We start from the raw sequence: 19350 nt of genomic DNA, 5'->3' as shown, positions 1-19350 counted from the left end.
TCGTGCCTCGCGGGTCATATGCCTGTTTGCAAAGGCCGCCTCACATGGGTGAGGCGGCCTTTGGCATATGCGACGGAAATGGGCGGAAGGATATGCCCCCACCCCGCAGCCCCTATTTGTGAAACGCCTTTGCAAGAATCTTTGCCGGCCAGAGAGGGGCCATATAAATTTCTCACAGACAGCGGCTGAGAATCTGATTGCCCTGCCAGCCATTCGAGCCCGACCGGATCTCTCCAGCATTGAAAGGCAGCCCTGGAATGCGTTTCATCAGCGGTGTGCTTGCGCTTCTTGCCCTGCTCCTGGCCCTGCCCGCGCAAGCCCAGACCACCGGCCCGCTGGAGCCTATCAACAGATCAAGCCCGTCTGAAACCTATAATTCCTTCCTCGCCACGGCCAAGCGGCTGGAACATGGCTATGCTGACTATGTGCAGGACAAAAGCCCTGCCAAGGTCAAGGCCATGCAGCGGGATTTGCGGCGCATCCGCCAGCTGATGGATCTGAGCACCCTGCCCCATGCCACCCAGGCCAAGACAGGCAACGCAGCCGCCGGCTATCTTTATGATATTCTGGCCCGGTTGCCCGCACCTGCACCAGACAGCATTCCAGGCGCAATCCCCGGTGAAGACAAGCTGCCCGAAAAATGGACTATTCCGGGCACAGATATTCAGATTGCCCGCGCTCAAAATGGGCCGCGCGCGGGGGATTATCTTATCACGGCAGAGAGCATCTCCAATATTCCTGAATATTATTTCAGTATTATTGATAGCCCTGTCCTCCAGAAGCGCATCTACCCTTACCTGCATCGAGAGCAGGTCAGCGCAACCGGCCCTCTGATTCCAGATTCACTGACCCAGAATATCCCGGATCAGCTCAAGGTTTACCACCTCAACTCCCCCCTCTGGAAGATTCTTGCCATTGGCGTGGTCATTCTGCTGACATTGGTCTTGAGCCTGTTGTGGACAAGAGTGGCGCGAAAACTGGCCCGTACAGGTGGAGCCATACGGCAATGCTGGTGGAAGCTGACCATGCCGCTGGTCTTTCTGGGGCTATTCTCTCTCAGCGAGTGGTTCATCTTTTCCCAGATCAATCCGGCAGGCATGATGGCCGCAGGCGAGAGCCTGTTTGCCACCTTCATCTTCTATACGGCAGGTGCATGGGCTGTATGGCTGGCCTGCTTCCTGATGATCGCCATTCTCATTCATTCTCCGCACCTTCCAGAGAACAGCAACAATGCCACGCTGATCCGCCTGACAGGCCGCATATGCGCGCTGCTTCTGGCGGGCGGCATACTGGCCTATGGTGCAAATGAAATGGGCATTCCGGCGCTGGGGCTTGTCGCGGGTCTGGGCGTGGGCGGTTTTGCGCTGGCCCTGTCCTCCCAATCCACCATAGAGAACCTGTTCGGCGGGCTCTCCCTGTTTGCCGACAAGCCCTTGCGCATTGGCGACTATATTGAATTTGGAGAAGAAGTCGCGAGTGTTGAGAATATAGGGCCGCGCTCCACCCGTCTGCGCGCCCTCAGTGGCGTTCTCTACACCGTACCCAATGCCGACATCGCGAAAATGCCCATCGTCAATTACACGATGCGCGAAAAATGCTTTCTCAAGCAGGATATTGCCGTACGCGGAGATACACCCCCGGAAAAACTGCGCGCCTTGCAGGACAGGCTTCTGGCCATGCTGATTGCTGAAGAGATAGTGGAAAAGGATACCGGCTGGCCGCGCGCGCGTATTGATACGATTGGCTATGGGCGCATCAATATTCAGCTCAGGGCCATTATCGAAACCTCCGAATATTATGTCTTTCTGGCCTGGCAGGAACAGATCATCCTCGCCACACTGGAACATATGCGCGAACTGGGCGTGGAACTGGCCCAGCCCCTGCCCGACCTGCGCAATATGCAGGCTCCATAAAGCGTGACACGGCTCGGGAGCCGGCCTGCCCGGCTCCAAACGGCCACAAGAAAAGCCATGGCTGACCGGCGGATGCGTATGGGACGCTTATCTGCCCCCTCAGCCGCGCGCAAGAAATGCGCCGATCCGCTCCACCGCCTCCCGCATATCCGCCGCCGAGCCCGCATAGGAGAAGCGCAGATACTGGCGACCATGGAAGGGGTCAAAATCCAATCCGGGCGTAGTGGCCACATGCGCCGCATCCAGCAGCTGCGTGGCAAAGGCCACGCTGTCATCAGTGAAGGCCGAGACATCCGCATAGAGATAGAAGGCACCATCCGCCGGCAGAAAATGCTTCAGCCCCGCAGCCGGCAGCCCTTCAGTAAGAATACGGCGGTTTTCCTCATAGCCGCGCTTCACGCCATCCATCTCCTCGCGACCATCAAAAGCCGCCTCGGCCGCAATCTGCGAGAGGGTTGGCACCGAGATGGAGAAATTCTGCTGCAACCGCTCCATGGTGCGGGAAAGGCCGGGAGGAACCACCATCCAGCCCACGCGCCAGCCCGTCATGCAGAAATATTTGGAGAAGGAATTGATGACAGTCACATCTTCCCCGATCTCCGCCGCACTCACGGCCGGGAAGGCATAATCCAGCCCGTGATAAATCTCGTCCGAGATGAAGCTGATACCCAGATCCCGCGCGCAGCCATGCAAGGCAGAAAGCGCCGCGCGGTCCATCATGGTGCCGGTGGGGTTGCCTGGACTGGCCACCAGAACGCCCTTGAGAGGCGCCTCGCGATGAGCTGCGACAAGCTGCTCCGGCGTCAGCGCGTAACGATCTTCCGGCAGGGTTTCGATCAGCACCGGCTCACAGCCCAGCGCCGAGAGCACATGGCGATAGGGCGGATAACCCGGCGAAGCAATAGCCACCCGGTCTCCAACATCAAACAGCCCCAGAAAGGCGAGAATGAAACCGCCGGAAGAGCCATTCGTCACCACCACCCGTTCCGGGTCCAGCTCCAGCCCGTGCTGTTCGGCATAATAGCGGGCGATGCGGGCGCGCAGAGAGGGAAGCCCCAGCGCCGCCGTATAGCCTACCTGCCCGGCCTCCAGCGCGCGGGCAGCGGCCGTGCGGGCGGTGAGTGGCGCGGGGGCCGCCGGCTGGCCCACCTCCAGATGCATCACCCGCCCGCCACCGGCTTCAATACGTGCGGCATGTTCCATCACATCCATCACGATAAAGGGGGCGACCTCACTGCGCTGCGAGGGGCGCACGGCCACCAGAGCGGGCGCAGGACGGGTGAGGCGGGAGGCAAGCGTGTTCATGGTCACTCAGCTTTCAGGGCGGCGCGACAAGTCGCGCACACCGCAAGGCACAAAAACAATAGGGCGGAGAACAGCAGAAAGCGCGGCATACCGCAACGCCGTGCACCATAACCCATAATGGACGCGGGCTTTTTGCGGGCACAACCGGCTCTTGCCTCAAATTATCCGCGAAGAGCATGGTATGGGGGATTGTCCCCTCTCAGCTTCCCGCAAAGGTGGGAGGCTGCCAGTATAACCAGCCGGCTCGCACCGGGCCATCAGGAGACGATGACAAAGGCCATCTGGAAAAAGGCTGCCAGCGCCCCCTTCGCCGCACCGCCAGCCCCTTCCCCTGCCTGCGCCCCGCGCCAATGGCTGGCTCCGGCCCTGCGCGCCCTGCTGCTGGGCGCAGCTCTGCTGACGCCACTTCAGGATGCCGCCCGTCACTCTGCCCAGGCGCAAGCACAGCAGAACAGTCCGGTTCTCATTCGCGACACCGAGATTGAAAATCTCATGCGCGATTACACCACCCCCATCCTCTCTGCGGCTGGCCTTGGACGGCAGAATGTAGAAGTGGTTCTGATTCAGAACCCTTCCTTCAACGCCTTCGTGGCGGATGGGCGACGCATCTTCGTCAATACCGGCGCGCTGATGGATTCGGAAACGCCGAACCAGATCATCGGCGTGCTGGCGCATGAAGCCGGCCATATTGCCGGCGGCCATCTGGCCCGGATGCGTGAGCAGATGGCCGGGGCGCAGGCCATGGCCGTGGTCGCCATGATGCTGGCGGGTGCAGGCGTTGCAGCCGGCGCGGCCGCCGGCATGGATGGTCGCGATCTCGGACAAGCCGCCGCCGCCGGCATGACCCTGCCACAGCATATGCTCCACCGCTCACTCCTCTCCTACAAGCGCAGCGAAGAACAGACCGCAGACCGCGCCGCCGTGCGTTATCTGGACGCCACCGGCCAATCCGCGAAGGGCATGCTGGAAACCTTCCGGCGTTTTCAACGCGACCAGTTTTTCGTGAGCCAGCGGATTGATCCCTACATGCTCAGCCACCCTCTGGCGCATGAGCGCATCGCCGCGCTGGAGACTTTGGCCAAGGCCAGCCCCAATTATCACCGGAAGGATTCGCCTTCCCTTCAGGCCCGGCATGCTCTGATGCGCGCAAAGCTTGTGGGCTTTACCCAGCGGCCGGATATGGTGGCCCGCAAATATCCCTCTTCCGACCATTCCCTCGCGGCGGATTATGCCCGCGCCATCTCGGCCTATCGCCATTCCGACATGAACAGCGCCCTGCGCCGGATTGATGCACTGATTGCCCGCGCGCCGGACAATCCCTATTTTCACGAACTGAAGGGGCAAGCCCTGCTGGAAGGCGGACGCCCGGCACAGGCTGTCGCCCCCCTGCGCAAGGCCGTGGAGATGACAGGTGATGCGCCATTGATTCGCGCCATGCTCGGCCAGGCGCTGGTCGGAACTGGCAAAAGCGGGCGCGGCAAGGGTGCGGCCAAAAGTACAGGTTCCACCACGCAGGATGCGATTTATGAGCTCATAAAGGCTACGGTGAGGGAGCCGGATTCGCCCTCCGCATGGCGACAGCTCGCCATTGCCTATGGCCAGCGGGGAGACAAGCCGAATGCCGACCTTGCCGCCGCCAATGCCGCATTGGCCTCTAGCGAATTTGAAACCGCGCGGCATCTGGCCGCCCGTGCCCGCAGGGGCTTTTCTGCCGGCTCGCCCGGCTGGCTGAAAGCCGATGACATTCTCAAACTCGAGCCGCCCAAGCCCAAGGCTTCGTCTCGCCGCTGAGCACCCCATTCCTGTTTTGCAGTTTTATCTGAGGGAGAACTTCATGCGTCCTCGTTTCGGCCTTGGCGGCCGCCTTGTTCCGCTGGCGCTCGCCGCCTCTGTCGTCGCCGCCACGCCGGCTGCGGCCTTCACCGATGAGGAGAAGAAGGAACTCGGCCCCATCATCCGCGAATATATCATCACCCATCCAGAGGTTCTGGAAGAAGCCATCACCGTGCTGGAGGCCCGCCATAACGAGGCCCAGGCCGAACAGCGCACCAAGGCGCTGGAGCAGGTGCGTGAACTGGTGCTCACCAGCCCTCACAATGTGGTGATCGGCAACCCCAAGGGCGATGTCACCCTTGTGGAATTCTTTGACTACAATTGTGGCTATTGCCGCAAGGCCATGGTCGATCTCAAGCAGCTCATGAAGAACGACCCTAATCTGCGCGTGGTGCTGCGGGAATTCCCGGTGCTCGGTCAGGCTTCCGTGGAAGCGGCCCAGGTGGCCATTGCGCTGCATATGGTGGCGCCGGATAAATACCTGGCCTTCCATGAAGCCCTGTTCAACACCCCCGGCCCGATCGACCGCGAGAAGGCCCTTGCCGCCGCCGAAAGCGTGGGCGTGAATGTGGAAGAGCTGGAAAAGAAAGCCTCTTCGCCCGAGCTGAACGCCTCACTGGATGAAACAATGAAAATTGCTTCCGTCCTCGGCCTCAATGGCACGCCCTCCTACATTGTGGGCGATCAGGTGGTTGTCGGCGCTGTCGGCCACGACAAGCTGAAGGCCGCCATTGCCGCCACCCGCGCGCAGAAAAAGGCCGCGCAGTAAGGTCTTTCCTTACGTTTCTCCGGCAGATTAGGCCGGTGCAGGTTTCAGGCAGCTCCACCTTTGGCGCAAACCGCCAAAGGTGGATAAAGGCCGGCTGGAGCCTGCCGCTTTCGTGGGGGGCTTTCCTTGTGGCGAGAGCGCTCCTATAACCGGCGCAACCCGGCCATATGGGGCCGGTCGACAGATCAGGCAGGATGTCCAATACCATCCACGTCCTCAACGGGCCTAACCTCAATCTCCTCGGCACGCGTGAACCCCAGATTTATGGGGCCGACACTCTCGCCGATATCGAAGCCTTGTGCCGCCGCGAGGCGGAACGCCACGGCTTTGCCCTTGTGTTCCAGCAAACCAACAGCGAAGGCACGCTGGTGGATCTGGTGCAGGCGGCCCGTGGTGCGCGTGGCATCGTGCTGAATGCGGCGGCCTATACCCACACCTCGGTTGCCCTGCGCGATGCGGTGGCGGCGGTGGGCGTGCCCACCATAGAGGTGCATCTGTCCAATGTTTTCGCCCGAGAGGCGTTCCGTCACCACTCCTATCTTTCTCCGGTGGTGCGGGGTGTCATCTGCGGCTTCGGGCCACAAAGCTATGCTCTGGGCATAGCGGCGCTGGCTTCCACCCCAACAGCATGATCGCCACTGCCCCTTTCCACCCTCGCGCCGGCCAGATGAGCCGGCATGCGAACCGGCGGAACGGAGCGGCAAGAGCAGGAACATGATGAAACCCACCAAAGCCCCGTTCGATACCGAACTCGTCAAGGAAATCGCCAATCTGCTTGCTGGAACCGATCTGACCGAGATCGAAGTGCAGCATGAGGATCTGCGTATCCGCGTGGCCCGCACCCCGGCGCCCGTCACTGTCACCCAGATGGCTCCGCAGGCTCTGGCTGCGGCCCCTGCTGCTGCGCCTGCGGCGGCCCCTGCCGCCCCCGCAGCCGAAGCTGCCACCCCGGCAGACCTTGCCAAGCACCCCGGCGCCGTTCCCTCCCCCATGGTGGGCACCGCCTATCTCTCTCCCGAGCCGGGCGTCGCCCCCTTCGTGGATGTGGGCAGCACGGTGAAGGAAGGCGACACGGTGCTGATCGTGGAAGCCATGAAGACCATGAACGCCATTCCCGCGCCGCGCTCCGGCACGGTGACGCGGGTTCTGGTGGGCAATGCCCAGCCAGTGGAATATGGCGAGCCCCTCCTGATCATCGAATGATGTGCGCAAGCTGAGGGCCGGCTGATGTTCAAGAAAATCCTGATCGCCAATCGCGGCGAGATCGCCCTGCGCATTCTGCGCGCCTGCAAGGAACTGGATATCGCCACGGTGGCGGTCCACTCCACGGCCGATGCCGACGCCATGCATGTGCGCCTCGCGGATGAGAGCGTGTGCATTGGCCCGCCTCTGGCGCGCGATTCCTATCTCAACATTCCCTCCTTGCTCGCGGCCTGCGAGATTACGGGGGCGGATGCGGTGCATCCCGGCTATGGCTTTCTCGCCGAGAACGCCCGCTTTGCCGAGATTCTGGAAGAGCACAATATCCACTTCATCGGCCCCAAGGCGGAGCATATCCGCATTATGGGCGACAAGATCGAAGCCAAGAAAACCGCGCAGAAGCTGGGCATTCCGGTGGTGCCGGGCTCAGATGGCGGCATCACCGATGATGGCGAAGCGCACCGCGTAGCGGCCGAGATCGGCTTCCCCGTGCTGGTGAAAGCCGCAGCCGGTGGTGGTGGTCGCGGCATGAAAGTGGCCTATAGCAAGGACGACCTGTCCTCGGCCCTTTCCACGGCACGTATCGAGGCCAAGGCCGCCTTTGGCGATGATGCCGTTTATCTGGAAAAATATCTCTCCACGCCGCGCCATATCGAGGTGCAGGTACTGGGCGATGGCCAGGGCAACGCCATTCATCTGGCCGAGCGTGATTGTTCACTCCAGCGGCGTCACCAGAAAGTGTGGGAAGAAGCGCCCTCCCCGGTCATCTCAGAGGCCCAGCGCGCAGAAATCGGCGAAACCTGCGCCAAGGCCATGCGCGAGCTGAAATATCTCGGCGTGGGCACCATCGAGTTCCTCTATGAGGACGGGAATTTCTATTTCATTGAAATGAATACCCGCATTCAGGTGGAACACCCGATTACCGAGATGATTACCGGCATCGACCTCATCAACGAGCAAATCCGCGTCGCCGCGGGTGAGCCCATGACGGTGAAGCAGGAAGACATCAAGGTGGATGGCCACGCCATTGAATGCCGCGTGAATGCCGAGCACCCCACCAGCTTCCGCCCATCTCCCGGTCGGATCTCCCATTACCATGTGCCGGGCGGCCTTGGAGTGCGTGTCGATTCCAACGCCTTTCAGGGCTATGTGATCCCGCCCCATTATGACAGCCTGGTAGGCAAGCTGATTGTGCATGGCCGCACCCGCGATGAATGCCTGAGCCGGCTGCGCCGCGCGCTGGATGAATTCGTGGTGGATGGAATCGACACCACCCTGCCCCTCTTCCGCACGCTTGTGCGCACGCGGGACATTCAGGAAGGTCGTTACGACATTCACTGGCTTGAGCATTTTCTTGCCGATATTGACGGCAAGATCGTCATATCATGAACCGGAAGGCGGGTTCGCATGGGCCCGCCCCCGCAAAGCATGGCAAGCCGGGCTTCAACTGGCTTGCCTGAAACGCAGGGCTTCGGATATGCCGGCTTCAGGGCACAGCGCCCGGCATGGCGAGAAGCCTTCCGTCATGAATTATAATTTCAGGTTTCATCTCCACAGGCGTGGCAGGAGCGATCAGATGAGCGCGACGATGCAGAACAGCACCATGATGCAGAAGGGCATGCGCCGCGGCATTGCCGCAGCTCTCGGACTGTATATGGCCACCTTCGCCCTGCCGGCCATGGCCGAAACGGCCAAGGATGCCGCCCCTCAGGATACGGCTACCAAGACCGAGCAGGGCACAACGCAGCCGGAACAGTCCGCCACCAAGACCCTTTCCGTGCACGGCGACTGGACTGTGCGCTGCAAGGAGGCCGAGGCCGAACAGGGTGGTGGTGCTGACGGCAAGATCTGCGAAGCAGTGCAGACCCTGCAAACCCCGGATATGAAGACCATTCTGGCCCATATCGCCGTGAACGCGCAGAAAGATGGCCCTGTCTATCTCGTTGTGCAGGTGCCCCCGCGCGTATGGCTGCCGGCCAATGTGGTGCTGAAGGTGAAGGGTGTTGAAGACATCGTGCTGACCTACAAGCATTGCGGCATAGCCTGCACGGCTTCCGTCAAGCTTTCCGAAGCCCAACTCAAGGCGCTGATGGCCAGCTCCGGCAATGGCGAGCTGGTGTTCGAGGCCGGCAACCGCAAATCCGTCCTGCTGCCGATTTCCTTCACGGGCCTGCCGGCTGCGATGGAAGCCACGCCCGTCGAGTGAGCTTGCCGCTCCAGAACCGAGTTTCAAAATGGCGGGAGAGCCTGGCTCTCCCGCCATTTTCATATCCGCCTCAGCAGCGCGTGCCCTCTGTACTTTGGCTCTGACAAAATGCTCTAATCCCGTCATGAGCCGAATGAGCGATGAAAATCACGGGATCACACCCGATGTCTTGCTGAAGGCCTATGCCTGCGGCATCTTTCCCATGGCCGAGAGTGCGGATGACCCCGGCCTGTTCTGGATTGAGCCAGAGCAGCGCGGCATCATTCCCCTCGATCGTTTCCGCGTGCCCTCTCGTCTGGCCCGCACAGTGCGCTCGGACAAGTTCGAGATTCGGGTCGATTCGGATTTTGAAGGGGTCATTTCCGGCTGCGCCGCGCCACAGGAAGGACGCGAGAATACCTGGATCAATGACGTCATCCGCCAACTTTATGGCGAGCTGTTCCGTCGCGGGCACTGCCACACGGTTGAAGCCTGGCGCGATGGCAAGCTGGTAGGTGGCCTTTATGGCGTGAGACTGGGTGGCGCCTTTTTCGGGGAAAGCATGTTCCACCGTGAGCGCGATGCTTCAAAGGTTGCCCTTGTGCATCTCGTGGGCCGGCTGATTGCAGGCGGTTTCAGGCTGCTGGATACGCAGTTCGTAACCAGCCACCTTTCCGGCTTCGGCGCGGACGAAGTGCCACGCCAACGCTACCAGCACATGCTCGAGACCGCGCTGGCCTGTGATGCGAACTTCTACTGCTGGCCCCCTGCCGGCCCGGCCATAACCGGGGCCGGGGCTTTGCAGCCAATCAGCCACACATCATAAATCGGGTGTTCCACAGCGTGCAGGCCGGGGCTGGAAGCAAACATCCAGCCCGTGAAGATACGCTTTGCCTCACCCTTGAGGGTCACCTCATTCACTTCGCTGAAGGAGGTGATGTTCTGCGTCTCTGTAGGGGGGCGCGTGTAGCATACGCGTGGCGTGACTTGCAGAGCGCCAAATTGTGCCGTTTCACCAATGGGCACATCGAAACTGGTGATCCGCCCGGTAATTTTGTCGAGCCCGGCGAAAACCGCAATACGATTGGGCACCTTCACCGATGGTGGCTGCACCACGGTGACATCACCCGTCTCGTTTGGCACCACAATAGTGGAGCCAGCAGGCGCAAATGCCCCCCCATCCTGCGGGGCGACAACCACACCTTCCTGACCGGGGCGCGCATCAAAGCCCTGCCCGGTGCGAAAGCGCTGGTCCGCCGCGCCGCCATAAGGGGTCTGGTTGGTTGAGGCACCAAAACTGGAAGGCGGTGGCAGGAAGGATTGTTCGATTCCCTCACGCCCCTGCGCCAAAGCCAGCACCCCGAAGCCGGAGCCGCCGAGCAGCGCGAGGGCAAGAAGCGGAGCGATAGGGGTCAGGCGCATGGATAACTTCATCCGTCGGGCCGGAAACACATGCCCGACCATGTGCCGCACCGGGTGAATACGGCTTGGCTTCTTTTTCACCAGCAATCCGACATGAAGAAGGCAGGTGCCCGGCGGCGCACCGCACAGGCCACACCACGCCTTGACATGCACACAGGCCCAAATGGGCCTGTGACATCTTTCAGCGGATCAGTTCCCTGGGGTCCAGGCCTGATAATCGCCTGTTACTTCAGGGCGATGCCCACCCGAAAGCAGAGAACCCTGTGGGCGATAGGCCCCTGCGCTGCCTGTCAGATTCGGCTGATGCGGCTTCTGCCAGGGATGCGGCTTGTAATCTTCATCAACCGGGGCGACGTCCACGCGATGATGCATCCAGCCCCACCAGCCCGGCGGAATCGCGGAACCTTCGGCGTAGCCATTATAGAGCACCCAGCGACGCTCAAAGCCCAGCGTGGGGTCAATAGCGCCACCCTTGGTGCGATAGTAGCGATTGCCGAACTCATCCTGCCCGACCAACTCGCCATAGCGCTTGGTCCACCACCAGGTTCCGATGGTCTGCCGGTGCCACCAGGTGAAGATATAACGCAGCAGGTTCTTCACGGCTCATGCCTCATTCAGAAATTGGCGCGAACATGCCACCAGCACCGGGCCATGTCCACCCGGCAGAACTTATCCCACACTGTTTCAGGCATCAAATCGCCCTGCCGCACAATGTGGAACGTGGTGCCGTGGACAATAGCATGAAACCACGCCCCCGCACCGTTCACAGAAGGGGCTGCCTCCCGGCAGAATCATTTCGACATGATGTGAATCGTGGCGCGAGACATCCGCGCGGCAGAACGGAACTGGAGGCACAAGGCCCTCAGCTTGGGCGCGGCTCATGCGTGCGGGCGCTGCGACGGCGCGGGCTCATCTCGGCCTTGGTCACGCGGTCCATCTCGCCGGCGGCTTCGGCCAGGGCCAGATCAGCTTCAAGCTCGGTCAGGGTGGCGCGGGCGCCATCGCACTGGGAAGTCAGCTCTTCAATGGAATTCTGGAGATTATCGCGCCGCCCCCGTGCGGCCTGCGCCAGTGGCGGATAAGCGAAATGGCGCGGATCGCTCACACCGGAGCGCTCCTCCTCGGCCGCAATATCGCGATCCAGATCAGCAACCATCCGGCTGAAATCGGCAACCATGCCTTCAATCTGCGCGATGCGCCGACGCACATCGTCCATCTGAAACTTTTTGGCACGGATCAAAGGCTCACGCGACTTCATCGCCGTAAACTCCGCTACTCAATAGAAAAAGCGGCCCGGCGGTGCGGGCCTTTCAACAGCGCCATCCTGCCGGCTGAGCGTTGCCTCTTGGTTACCGCCGCCACATTTTGAACGGAAATCTCCACAGGGGCCGTCTCGGCAACCAATCGTTTACCCCCTTCGTTAATGATGGGCTCATGGATCGGGGGGGCGCACATCGGGCGCGAACCCGGAAGCCGCCGGAGTTTGGCGGGATGTGTGGCCCCAAGGGCTTTTGGAAAATGCTTAAGTGTCTGGAACAGAGTCACTCCTCTCGCCCATGCACAATGTTTTTTCCAAGCACCCTTGTGCGGCGGAATCCGGGTCTGTTAACGATTCGGAACACACACCGCGAATCACACCGTCGGCCGAGCAACGAAAGCCGGTTTTCTTGCCGTCTTTCGAACAGTTGCGAGGAAGGGGATAGCCATGCGCGTCTTGCTCATCGAGGACGACAGTGCGACGGCCAAGGGCATCGAACTGATGCTCAAGACCGAGAACTTCAACGTCTACACGACCAACTTCGGTGAGGAGGGCGTGGATCTCGGCAAAGTTTATGAATACGACATCATCCTGCTGGATCTGAACCTGCCGGATATGTCGGGCTTCGAAGTCCTGCGCTCCCTGCGGGTGGCGAAGGTGAAGACGCCTATTCTTATTCTTTCCGGCCTCGCCAACACTGAGGACAAGGTGAAGGGCTTCGGCTTCGGTGCCGATGATTACCTCACCAAGCCGTTCCACAAGGACGAGATGGTGGCGCGCATTCACGCCATTGTCCGCCGTTCCAAGGGCCATGCCCAGTCCGTTATCCAGACCGGCGATCTCGTCGTGAACCTGGACACCAAGACGGTGGAAGTGGATGGCAACCGCGTGCATCTGACCGGCAAGGAATATCAGATGCTCGAGCTGCTCTCCCTGCGCAAGGGCACCACGCTGACCAAGGAGATGTTCCTCAACCATCTCTATGGCGGCATGGACGAGCCTGAGCTGAAGATCATTGACGTCTTCATCTGCAAGCTGCGCAAGAAGCTTTCCACCGCATCGGGTGGAAAGAATTATATCGAGACCGTGTGGGGCCGTGGCTATGTGCTGCGCGAGCCCGTTGCAGGTGCGGAGAAAATCGCGGTCTGATCCGCCCTCTCCCCGGTCCTCGCCTGTTCAGTGCCCCGCTCTTCAGCGGGGCATTTGCTTTTGGGCCGAGAACAGTGCGGCGCGAAGAAAGGCCAGCGCTGTGTACGCTGGCCCCGGTTCAAGCTGCTTGATGCCAAGCGGGTTCAGCGCACCGGCGCACGGAAAGCCGGAATGTTTGCCCCGCGCTTTTCCAGCCACGCCTTCATGAAGGCGATCTCCTGCGTCTGCGCCTTCACCACGTCTTCAGCCAGCTTGCGGATCAGCGGATCTGCCCCGTGCTCCAGCGCGATCCTGGCCATGGCCACGGCCCCCTCATGATGGGGGATCATGCCACGAACGAAATCCACATCGGCATCACCGGAATAGGTCATGTCCATTTCGCTGTGCATGGCCGCATTGGCTGCCTTATAGGCGGCGATGGAAGGCACTTCTTTCGCGTCTTCACCCCCGTGTTCCATATCACGGCGGCCACCATGCCCCTCCATCGCCAGAGCCGAGGGAGCAAGCGGAGCCGACATGGCAAAAGTCACGACGAGAAGAGCAGCCACGCGGGAGCGGGCCGGGAAATATGTCAAAGACATGAGAAATATCCTGAAATCACATTGAACGGGCTGATGGCCGGAAGAAGGCTGCTCAGCCGATATGGCGAAAGCTCGAAACCGAGCTCAGGCCGCCATACGGGGTGGCGGGGCAGCCACCTCAGGCGCAACGGACTCAGGATGGGTTGAAGCTGGAAAATCATGCCGCAGGGGCGCGGGGACACTCAGCGCAAGGGATGAGGCAAGAAGGCCCATACCCTGACAATGCGACTGGCACAGGCTATCGCAGTTCCCCCAATCGCCTGCCGCCCCCTTCTCATGAACATTGCAGGCCAGGCATGCCTTTCCAGAAAGGCTGGCCGGAACATGCACCGTAAACGCCAGATCTTCGGCAGCATCCGAGAAGCTCACCACGGATGTCACCATGGAGAGGCCGCTGGTTTCCGCATTCAGCATGCCTCCCGCGCCCAGCCAGGGGCCGAACGCGATAAGCAGAGCGAGAACCATCTTGCGGGCCGCGCTCATATGCCGGTGCAGAAAAGACATCATGCCACCCGTCTGAATGCGGATCATGGCAAAAGCGCGTCAGGCCGGGCGGGCTTCCACACGCACCGTCTCTCCATCCAGCGAGAAGGAGATGACCATGCCGCAATCGCGCGCCAGCATGCCGGTGTAATAAGGCTGGATGACATGCGCATCGAGCCCGCTTTCCGGCAATTCACCGGCCAGCAGCGCTTCCACACCCTGCGGAATGCGCGCGCTGGTGCCCGTGGCCACGAGGGCAAAGCCGGAAAGATCCCCAGGCGTCAGCGTCTCCACCCGGATCACCCCGCCACGCGGAATGGTGCCGGCGGAGAGCAGCGCCAGATTAAGCAGCATCTTCACCCGGTTCTTGGGCAGAAATTCGCGCGGGAGCTGCCAGTCGATACGGGTGCGATCATCCTCGATCATGCCGCACACCACCTGCTCGGCGTCGCCCAGATCCAGCTGGGCCCCGACAGAACCGGCCGCCCCAAAGGCCAGACGCGTGAATTGCAAACGGGCTGAAGCCTGACGCGCGCTCTTGGCGATCAGATCCAGCGCGACATCGCGCATATCCGCCGCGTCTTCATCCTCCAGCACCTCGATGCCGTTGACGATCGCCCCCACCGGGCTGATGACATCGTGGCACAGGCGCGAGCACAGCATGGCCGCCAGCTCAAGGGAAGAAACCTCCGGCAGTGTCTTGCCGGGCCGGGTCTCGCTCTGGTTCATGGACATGCCCCTCGCATCGGATATGGCTGTGTAGACTCTCGACATGCGGGAGCGCCGCCCCTTCCACCTGTGCCAGCGCGTGACACCGGAAAATGCGAGCGTGATTCCACGCGGTGCAGGCCTTGTGGAATACACCTGCCCGCCCTTCTCTCACAAGCACACGCGCCCCCTGCATCGACAAGCTGATGCGTGAAGGTTAATGAGGCGCATCCTTTACCCTGCGTCGCCCGGTTTGGGGCACGCCCGCTGAAAGAGGCCCAGATGCGACCTGCCGCCCCGACAGACGCTCCCCTTCTTGCCAGCCTTGCTGAGATCGCTCTTCAGGCCGGCATTGTCATTCGCCGCATTGAGGCTGATGGCATCACGGCTCTGCAAAAGAATGACCGCAGCCCCGTGACCGAGGCGGACAGGGCCGCGGAAAAGCTCATCTGCGCCGCCTTGGCGAAACTGCTGCCCGGCACGCCCGTGGTGGCCGAAGAGGCCATGGCAGAAAAAGGCGTGCAGGCCCTGGCCGGGATGGGGGCCGAACTGGCTGAGCGCTTCGTGCTGGTGGACCCGCTGGACGGTACCAAGGAGTTCATCTCCGGCAATGGGGAATATACGGTCAATATTGCGGTGATTGAAAAGGGCGTTCCGGTGCTGGGCGTTGTCTACGCCCCTGCTCGCAACCTGCTGTTCGCCGGCCGCCCCGGCGCGGCCTTCCGGGCCACCCGCGCACCGGGCGATGCAGTCGCGATGGAAAGCTGGGAGGCGATTTCCTGCCGGGAGGTGCCGCAAGGCCCCATCACTGTGGCCGCCAGCCGCTCACATGGAGACCCCAAGACGGACGCTCTCATCTCGCAATATGAAGTGGCGGAGCGTATCCCTGCCGGTTCGGCGCTGAAATTCGGGCTGGTGGCGGAAGGCCGGGTGGATCTTTACCCCCGCCTTGGCACGGTGATGGAGTGGGACAGTGCAGCGGGCCATGCGCTGGTGAGCGCGGCCGGCGGCGTCATCACGCGCCCGGATGGCAGCCCGCTGACCTATGGCCACCCGGAGAACGATTTCAAGGTGCATGGCTTCATCGCCTGGGGCAAACGCGGCTGAGACTCTGCGCGCAGCCACTGCATCTCTCCTTCAGGACTTAACCCTCTGATAAGGCAAAGCAGGGAAGCTGGCAGCCGACAAGGCTGCGGCCTCTCTGCATGTCATGTTTCGTCTGGGCGTTTTTCAGCGGAAGACATGGTGGAGAGATTGCCACATTCAGGTGGCAATCTGCCGTGCGCGCCGCTTCTGAAGCCCACAGCGAGATTCATGATGCGCCCCCTCTTGAGCTTCCTTTCTTCCCCTTCCCGCGCAGGCGCACACCCGGCCCGCAGACGCATGGCCGCCCTCTCCGTGCCTGTCGCCACAGCCGCGCTTCTGGGCGCCACGCTGCCGGCTGCCGCGCAATATCAGCAGCAATACCAGCCCCAGCAACAGCAGCCCTATCAACCTCAACAATACCAGCCGCAACCCCAGCCCTATCGGCCGGCACAACAACAGCCCACCTACTCCAGCAGCGAGCTGGTGAGCCAGGGGCATTCCTTTTTCGGCAGCGTCTCACGCGGGCTGGCTCTCACCATTGAGCAGGCCGTGCAGCAATGGGGCGAGCCCAATGGCTATATTCTCGGCCAGGAGGGCACCGGGGCCTTTGTGGGCGGGCTGCGTTATGGTGAAGGCACGCTCTATACCCGCAATGCCGGTGATATGAAGATCTACTGGCAGGGGCCCTCCATCGGCTGGGATTTCGGAGGCGATGGCGCGCGCACCATGATCCTCGTCTACAACATGCGCCGGGTGGATGACATTTTCCGCCGCTTCGGCGGCATTTCCGGCTCGGCCTATGTGGTGGCCGGTTTTGGCATGTCCGCCCTGGGAGCAGATGGCATGGTGATTGTGCCAATCCGCTCCGGTGTCGGCGTGCGGCTCGGGGCCAATGTGGGTTATCTGAAATTCACGCCCAACCCCACCTGGAACCCCTTCTGATCCATTCTGGGCGCGCCGGACCCTGCCGGGGCGCTGGCGCATGCGCCGCGCCCATGGCACAACAGGCAGAAGAAGCGGAGGAACGGGCGCAAGGTGATCGAGCAGATCATGTATTTCGTGCTGGGTGCGCTGGTGGCCGCACTCGTGGCCCTGCTCATCCTGCCCGCCGTCTGGCACCGTGCCGTGCGCCTCACCACGAAGCGGGTGGAGGCTGCGGTTCCAGTTTCTCTGTTTGAGGTGGAAGCGGGAAAAGACCAGCAACGCGCCCAGTTCGCTATTACCGAGTGCCGGTTGAATATGCAGATGCAGGCCCTGCGCACCACCATTGCAGAGCAGGCCACCACAATGGAGCGTCAGCGCCTGCGGCTTCTGGAGCTGGAGCGCCCGCAGGAGCCCGCCCCCGGCCCCCCCTCGGCAAACCATGCGGAACAGGGCGAAGCTGCGGCGTCAACCGCCCTGCCTGAAGGCTCCGCACAGGCCACTCCACCGGAAACCTCAGAGACCGCAGCCGGCTCCACCGGGAAGGTTCGCGCTGCACAAGCTCGGCTGAAGACCCTGGAAGCCGAGATTTCCGAAAAAGAAAGCATTATAGCCAGCCAGGCAGCGCGGCTGGCGGCGCTTCATGTCACACTGGAAACGCGCAGCAGCGAGAAAGAGGCGCTTGAAACCATGGTCTCCCGCCTCCAGTCCGAAAAGGATGTGCTCAATGATACGCTGCTCGTGACCCGCGGTGATCTTGAAGCCAATCAGGCCGCGCTTCATACGCTGGAGCGTCGCCGCGCCAACGATCATGATGAGGCCGAGGTTGAGGCCAATCGTGTACGACTGGCCCTGCACCAACTGGAAGCAGACCATGAGCTGATGCAGCAGGCGCTGGCGAAGGCGCGCGCCACTCATGGCGATCTGCCCGCCCTGAGAAACGAGCTGAAAGATCTCGCAGCGCGCATGGCCGCGCTTACCGCACAGATGGAAGGCTCCGCCTCTCCCATTCCTGCCCTTGTGCATGCGGGGCCAGAGACGGCCGGGGGCTCTTCCGAAACCAGCCTGGCCGCCCGCATCCGCACCCTTCTGGCGCAGCAGAAGCCGCCAGACCGGGAGGGATAATCACCCCCCGTTCCGATCAGAGGACGCCATGGTCAACTCTTTCAGCCGCTGGCGCATTTCCTTCGAGAGACGCGGAAATTTGGAAGGCTGCACGAAATCGGCATCGCGATAGGGCGGCCCCTTCTTGCGGCTGCCGGTAAAGATGCGCGGGCCGGTTTCCGTCATCACCACATCGCCCTTGCGCAGGGTGGGATCATTCTTGATGTCCACATGGCGCAGACCGCCAACGCTTCCCCCCGTGCAACTGCATCCCTCCACCAGCTTCTTGCGGAAGAGATAAGCCGTCGGCATGGAAACATAGGATGTGCCGCGAATGCTCACAGCCGTATCAATGCTGCCGGAACTGGTGAAAAGCTGCATGTCCGCACCCGGACACATGGACTGGCACTGAGACTGCCCGGCCCCATAAGAAGCTCGGCTGACCCGTGCGCCGAGAGGAAAGAAACGGCCGTCACAACTGCGCACGCAAAAGGCGGTGGAACCCCCACGCGGGCGGGCGCGTTCAACCGCACCTGCTCTGCCAGTCCCTGCCTCCCCAGGCGTGATGAGAACGCGCGGCCGGGGCGCTTCCTGCTGTGGCGGCGGGCGTCGTCCACCTCCGAACAGGGTGGAGAAAAAACTTTCGATGGGCGAGGCCGGGCGGCCCCATTGCGCCACCCGCACACCTTTCGGCCCCTGCGCCTGCCGCTGGGCAGCCGATGGAAACAGTGAAAATACCGGGGTTTCCGCCCGGATTATCTGCTGTTCGGGTGCCTGTGCCCTAAGCCCCTCAAAGGCCATGACAGCATGATGCGCGCCATCCTGAACGGAATGCCGTGCGCCATGCGCCTGCACAGGTCCGGCCCACAAGGCCAGCGCCAGGGCTGCAAGGCTCCAGAGCGCCCCCTGACGGGCCACTTTGCTTCCCTTCATCTTCACACGCCGCCTCCCCGGAACACGCGTACCGCGCGACGCTTCCTTCGCAGAACAGACGGGAACCCACGCTCCCCACCCCTCAGGCGATACACCGCAGGGAGGGATAGCGTCCAGCATCACTCGAAGAGAAGATTAACGCCGGTGTGGTCGCCCTCAGGCAAACCGGGTTGGCTGGGGCAGCATATGCACAGGCTGAACCGGAGGATCTGCCGGAAGGCTCAACAACGCCAGCGCTGGCGTGGCCATCAGAAGCACGGCAAACAGCAGCATGACCAATGCGATAAGGAAAGAACCTTCCGTGCGCCTCCCCCCTTCTCCACCGGGTTGGCGGCCCATGCCACCAGCCCGTGCCGTGGAAGACGGGCGCGCAACATATCCACCGGAGGTTGAAAAAAAAGCCATGACATTCACCCTCCCCCTTCCGCCCGGACGAATCGCCGGCGGGCATATATTGAGAAAAGGTTAAAGCCGGCCCGGATGTTCCACGGGCCGGCCCC

General features: G+C 61.8%; 21 protein-coding genes. 12 read left to right on the top strand and 9 right to left on the bottom strand.

Features of this window, described 5'->3' with window-relative positions:
* Positions 1-257: 257 nt before the first annotated feature.
* Positions 258-1913, top strand: coding sequence for a mechanosensitive ion channel family protein (locus tag ACT6QH_RS08790; protein WP_444974444.1), 1656 nt, complete (start codon positions 258-260; stop codon positions 1911-1913).
* Positions 1914-2012: 99 nt separating this feature from the next.
* Here ACT6QH_RS08790 and ACT6QH_RS08785 read toward each other — a convergent pair whose 3' ends face one another.
* Complete coding sequence (locus ACT6QH_RS08785; protein ID WP_444974443.1) at positions 2013-3218, bottom strand: pyridoxal phosphate-dependent aminotransferase; 1206 nt, start codon at positions 3216-3218, stop codon at positions 2013-2015.
* 267 nt (positions 3219-3485) lie between these two features.
* On the opposite strand from ACT6QH_RS08785, the gene ACT6QH_RS08780 reads away from it, so the two are divergent.
* The 7 genes from ACT6QH_RS08780 to aat all read left to right on the top strand — a co-directional run bounded on the left by ACT6QH_RS08780 (position 3486) and on the right by aat (position 10031).
* Entirely contained in the window at positions 3486-5009 is a 1524-nt protein-coding gene (locus tag ACT6QH_RS08780; RefSeq protein ID WP_444974442.1) for a M48 family metalloprotease, read from the top strand.
* Between the two features lie 43 nt (positions 5010-5052).
* A complete protein-coding gene (locus tag ACT6QH_RS08775; protein ID WP_444974441.1) occupies positions 5053-5820 on the top strand; it encodes a DsbA family protein in 768 nt (255 codons plus the stop codon).
* A gap of 194 nt (positions 5821-6014) precedes the next feature.
* Positions 6015-6452: a type II 3-dehydroquinate dehydratase gene (aroQ, locus tag ACT6QH_RS08770; RefSeq protein ID WP_444974440.1), complete on the top strand. Its 438-nt coding sequence runs from the start codon at positions 6015-6017 to the stop codon at positions 6450-6452.
* A gap of 85 nt (positions 6453-6537) precedes the next feature.
* On the top strand, positions 6538-7023 hold the full coding sequence (gene accB, locus ACT6QH_RS08765; protein WP_444974635.1) for an acetyl-CoA carboxylase biotin carboxyl carrier protein: 486 nt from the start codon (positions 6538-6540) through the stop codon (positions 7021-7023).
* Between the two features lie 24 nt (positions 7024-7047).
* A complete protein-coding gene (gene accC, locus ACT6QH_RS08760; RefSeq protein WP_444974439.1) occupies positions 7048-8409 on the top strand; it encodes an acetyl-CoA carboxylase biotin carboxylase subunit in 1362 nt (453 codons plus the stop codon).
* A gap of 187 nt (positions 8410-8596) precedes the next feature.
* Complete coding sequence (locus tag ACT6QH_RS08755; protein WP_444974438.1) at positions 8597-9226, top strand: invasion associated locus B family protein; 630 nt, start codon at positions 8597-8599, stop codon at positions 9224-9226.
* Between the two features lie 124 nt (positions 9227-9350).
* Positions 9351-10031: a leucyl/phenylalanyl-tRNA--protein transferase gene (gene aat, locus ACT6QH_RS08750; protein ID WP_444974437.1), complete on the top strand. Its 681-nt coding sequence runs from the start codon at positions 9351-9353 to the stop codon at positions 10029-10031.
* Here the strand turns inward: aat and ACT6QH_RS08745 are convergent.
* The 3 genes from ACT6QH_RS08745 to ACT6QH_RS08735 all read right to left on the bottom strand — a co-directional run bounded on the left by ACT6QH_RS08745 (position 9959) and on the right by ACT6QH_RS08735 (position 11885).
* Positions 9959-10627, bottom strand: coding sequence for a DUF2155 domain-containing protein (locus ACT6QH_RS08745; protein WP_444974436.1), 669 nt, complete (start codon positions 10625-10627; stop codon positions 9959-9961). The genes aat and ACT6QH_RS08745 overlap by 73 nt on opposite strands.
* A gap of 189 nt (positions 10628-10816) precedes the next feature.
* Positions 10817-11227 (bottom strand): NADH:ubiquinone oxidoreductase subunit NDUFA12, encoded by a 411-nt coding sequence (locus ACT6QH_RS08740; RefSeq protein WP_444974435.1) that lies wholly within the window; start codon positions 11225-11227, stop codon positions 10817-10819.
* 262 nt (positions 11228-11489) lie between these two features.
* The gene (locus ACT6QH_RS08735) at positions 11490-11885 is read right to left on the bottom strand and encodes a flagellar export protein FliJ (RefSeq protein WP_444974434.1); all 396 of its coding nucleotides are present in this window, start codon (positions 11883-11885) and stop codon (positions 11490-11492) included.
* Positions 11886-12332: 447 nt separating this feature from the next.
* Here ACT6QH_RS08735 and ctrA point away from each other — a divergent pair, with 447 nt between their 5' ends.
* The gene (gene ctrA / locus ACT6QH_RS08730) at positions 12333-13034 is read left to right on the top strand and encodes a response regulator transcription factor CtrA (protein WP_444974433.1); all 702 of its coding nucleotides are present in this window, start codon (positions 12333-12335) and stop codon (positions 13032-13034) included.
* A gap of 143 nt (positions 13035-13177) precedes the next feature.
* Here ctrA and copM read toward each other — a convergent pair whose 3' ends face one another.
* From copM to chpT, 3 genes are all read right to left on the bottom strand, one after another.
* Positions 13178-13615, bottom strand: coding sequence for a CopM family metallochaperone (copM, locus tag ACT6QH_RS08725; RefSeq protein ID WP_444974432.1), 438 nt, complete (start codon positions 13613-13615; stop codon positions 13178-13180).
* Between the two features lie 84 nt (positions 13616-13699).
* On the bottom strand, positions 13700-14122 hold the full coding sequence (locus tag ACT6QH_RS08720; RefSeq protein WP_444974431.1) for a hypothetical protein: 423 nt from the start codon (positions 14120-14122) through the stop codon (positions 13700-13702).
* A 36-nt stretch (positions 14123-14158) separates the two neighbouring features.
* Positions 14159-14827, bottom strand: coding sequence for a histidine phosphotransferase ChpT (chpT, locus tag ACT6QH_RS08715; RefSeq protein WP_444974430.1), 669 nt, complete (start codon positions 14825-14827; stop codon positions 14159-14161).
* A 261-nt stretch (positions 14828-15088) separates the two neighbouring features.
* On the opposite strand from chpT, the gene cysQ reads away from it, so the two are divergent.
* The 3 genes from cysQ to ACT6QH_RS08700 all read left to right on the top strand — a co-directional run bounded on the left by cysQ (position 15089) and on the right by ACT6QH_RS08700 (position 17938).
* Positions 15089-15913, top strand: a complete 825-nt coding sequence (gene cysQ / locus ACT6QH_RS08710) for a 3'(2'),5'-bisphosphate nucleotidase CysQ (RefSeq protein WP_444974429.1) — start codon at positions 15089-15091, stop codon at positions 15911-15913.
* Positions 15914-16189: 276 nt separating this feature from the next.
* A complete protein-coding gene (locus ACT6QH_RS08705; protein ID WP_444974428.1) occupies positions 16190-16834 on the top strand; it encodes a DUF1134 domain-containing protein in 645 nt (214 codons plus the stop codon).
* Positions 16835-16927: 93 nt separating this feature from the next.
* Positions 16928-17938, top strand: coding sequence for a hypothetical protein (locus ACT6QH_RS08700; RefSeq protein WP_444974427.1), 1011 nt, complete (start codon positions 16928-16930; stop codon positions 17936-17938).
* Here ACT6QH_RS08700 and ACT6QH_RS08695 read toward each other — a convergent pair whose 3' ends face one another.
* A complete protein-coding gene (locus ACT6QH_RS08695; RefSeq protein ID WP_444974426.1) occupies positions 17939-18850 on the bottom strand; it encodes a DUF2865 domain-containing protein in 912 nt (303 codons plus the stop codon). It lies immediately after the preceding gene.
* A gap of 156 nt (positions 18851-19006) precedes the next feature.
* Positions 19007-19255 carry a hypothetical protein gene (locus ACT6QH_RS08690; protein WP_444974425.1) on the bottom strand — a complete coding sequence of 83 codons (249 nt, stop codon included), beginning with the start codon at positions 19253-19255 and terminating at the stop codon, positions 19007-19009.
* Between the last annotated feature and the right edge of the window lie 95 nt (positions 19256-19350).

This window comes from Haloleucobacter albus, from assembly GCF_052492075.1.
This window is presented reverse-complemented; position numbering and strand designations above follow the sequence as displayed.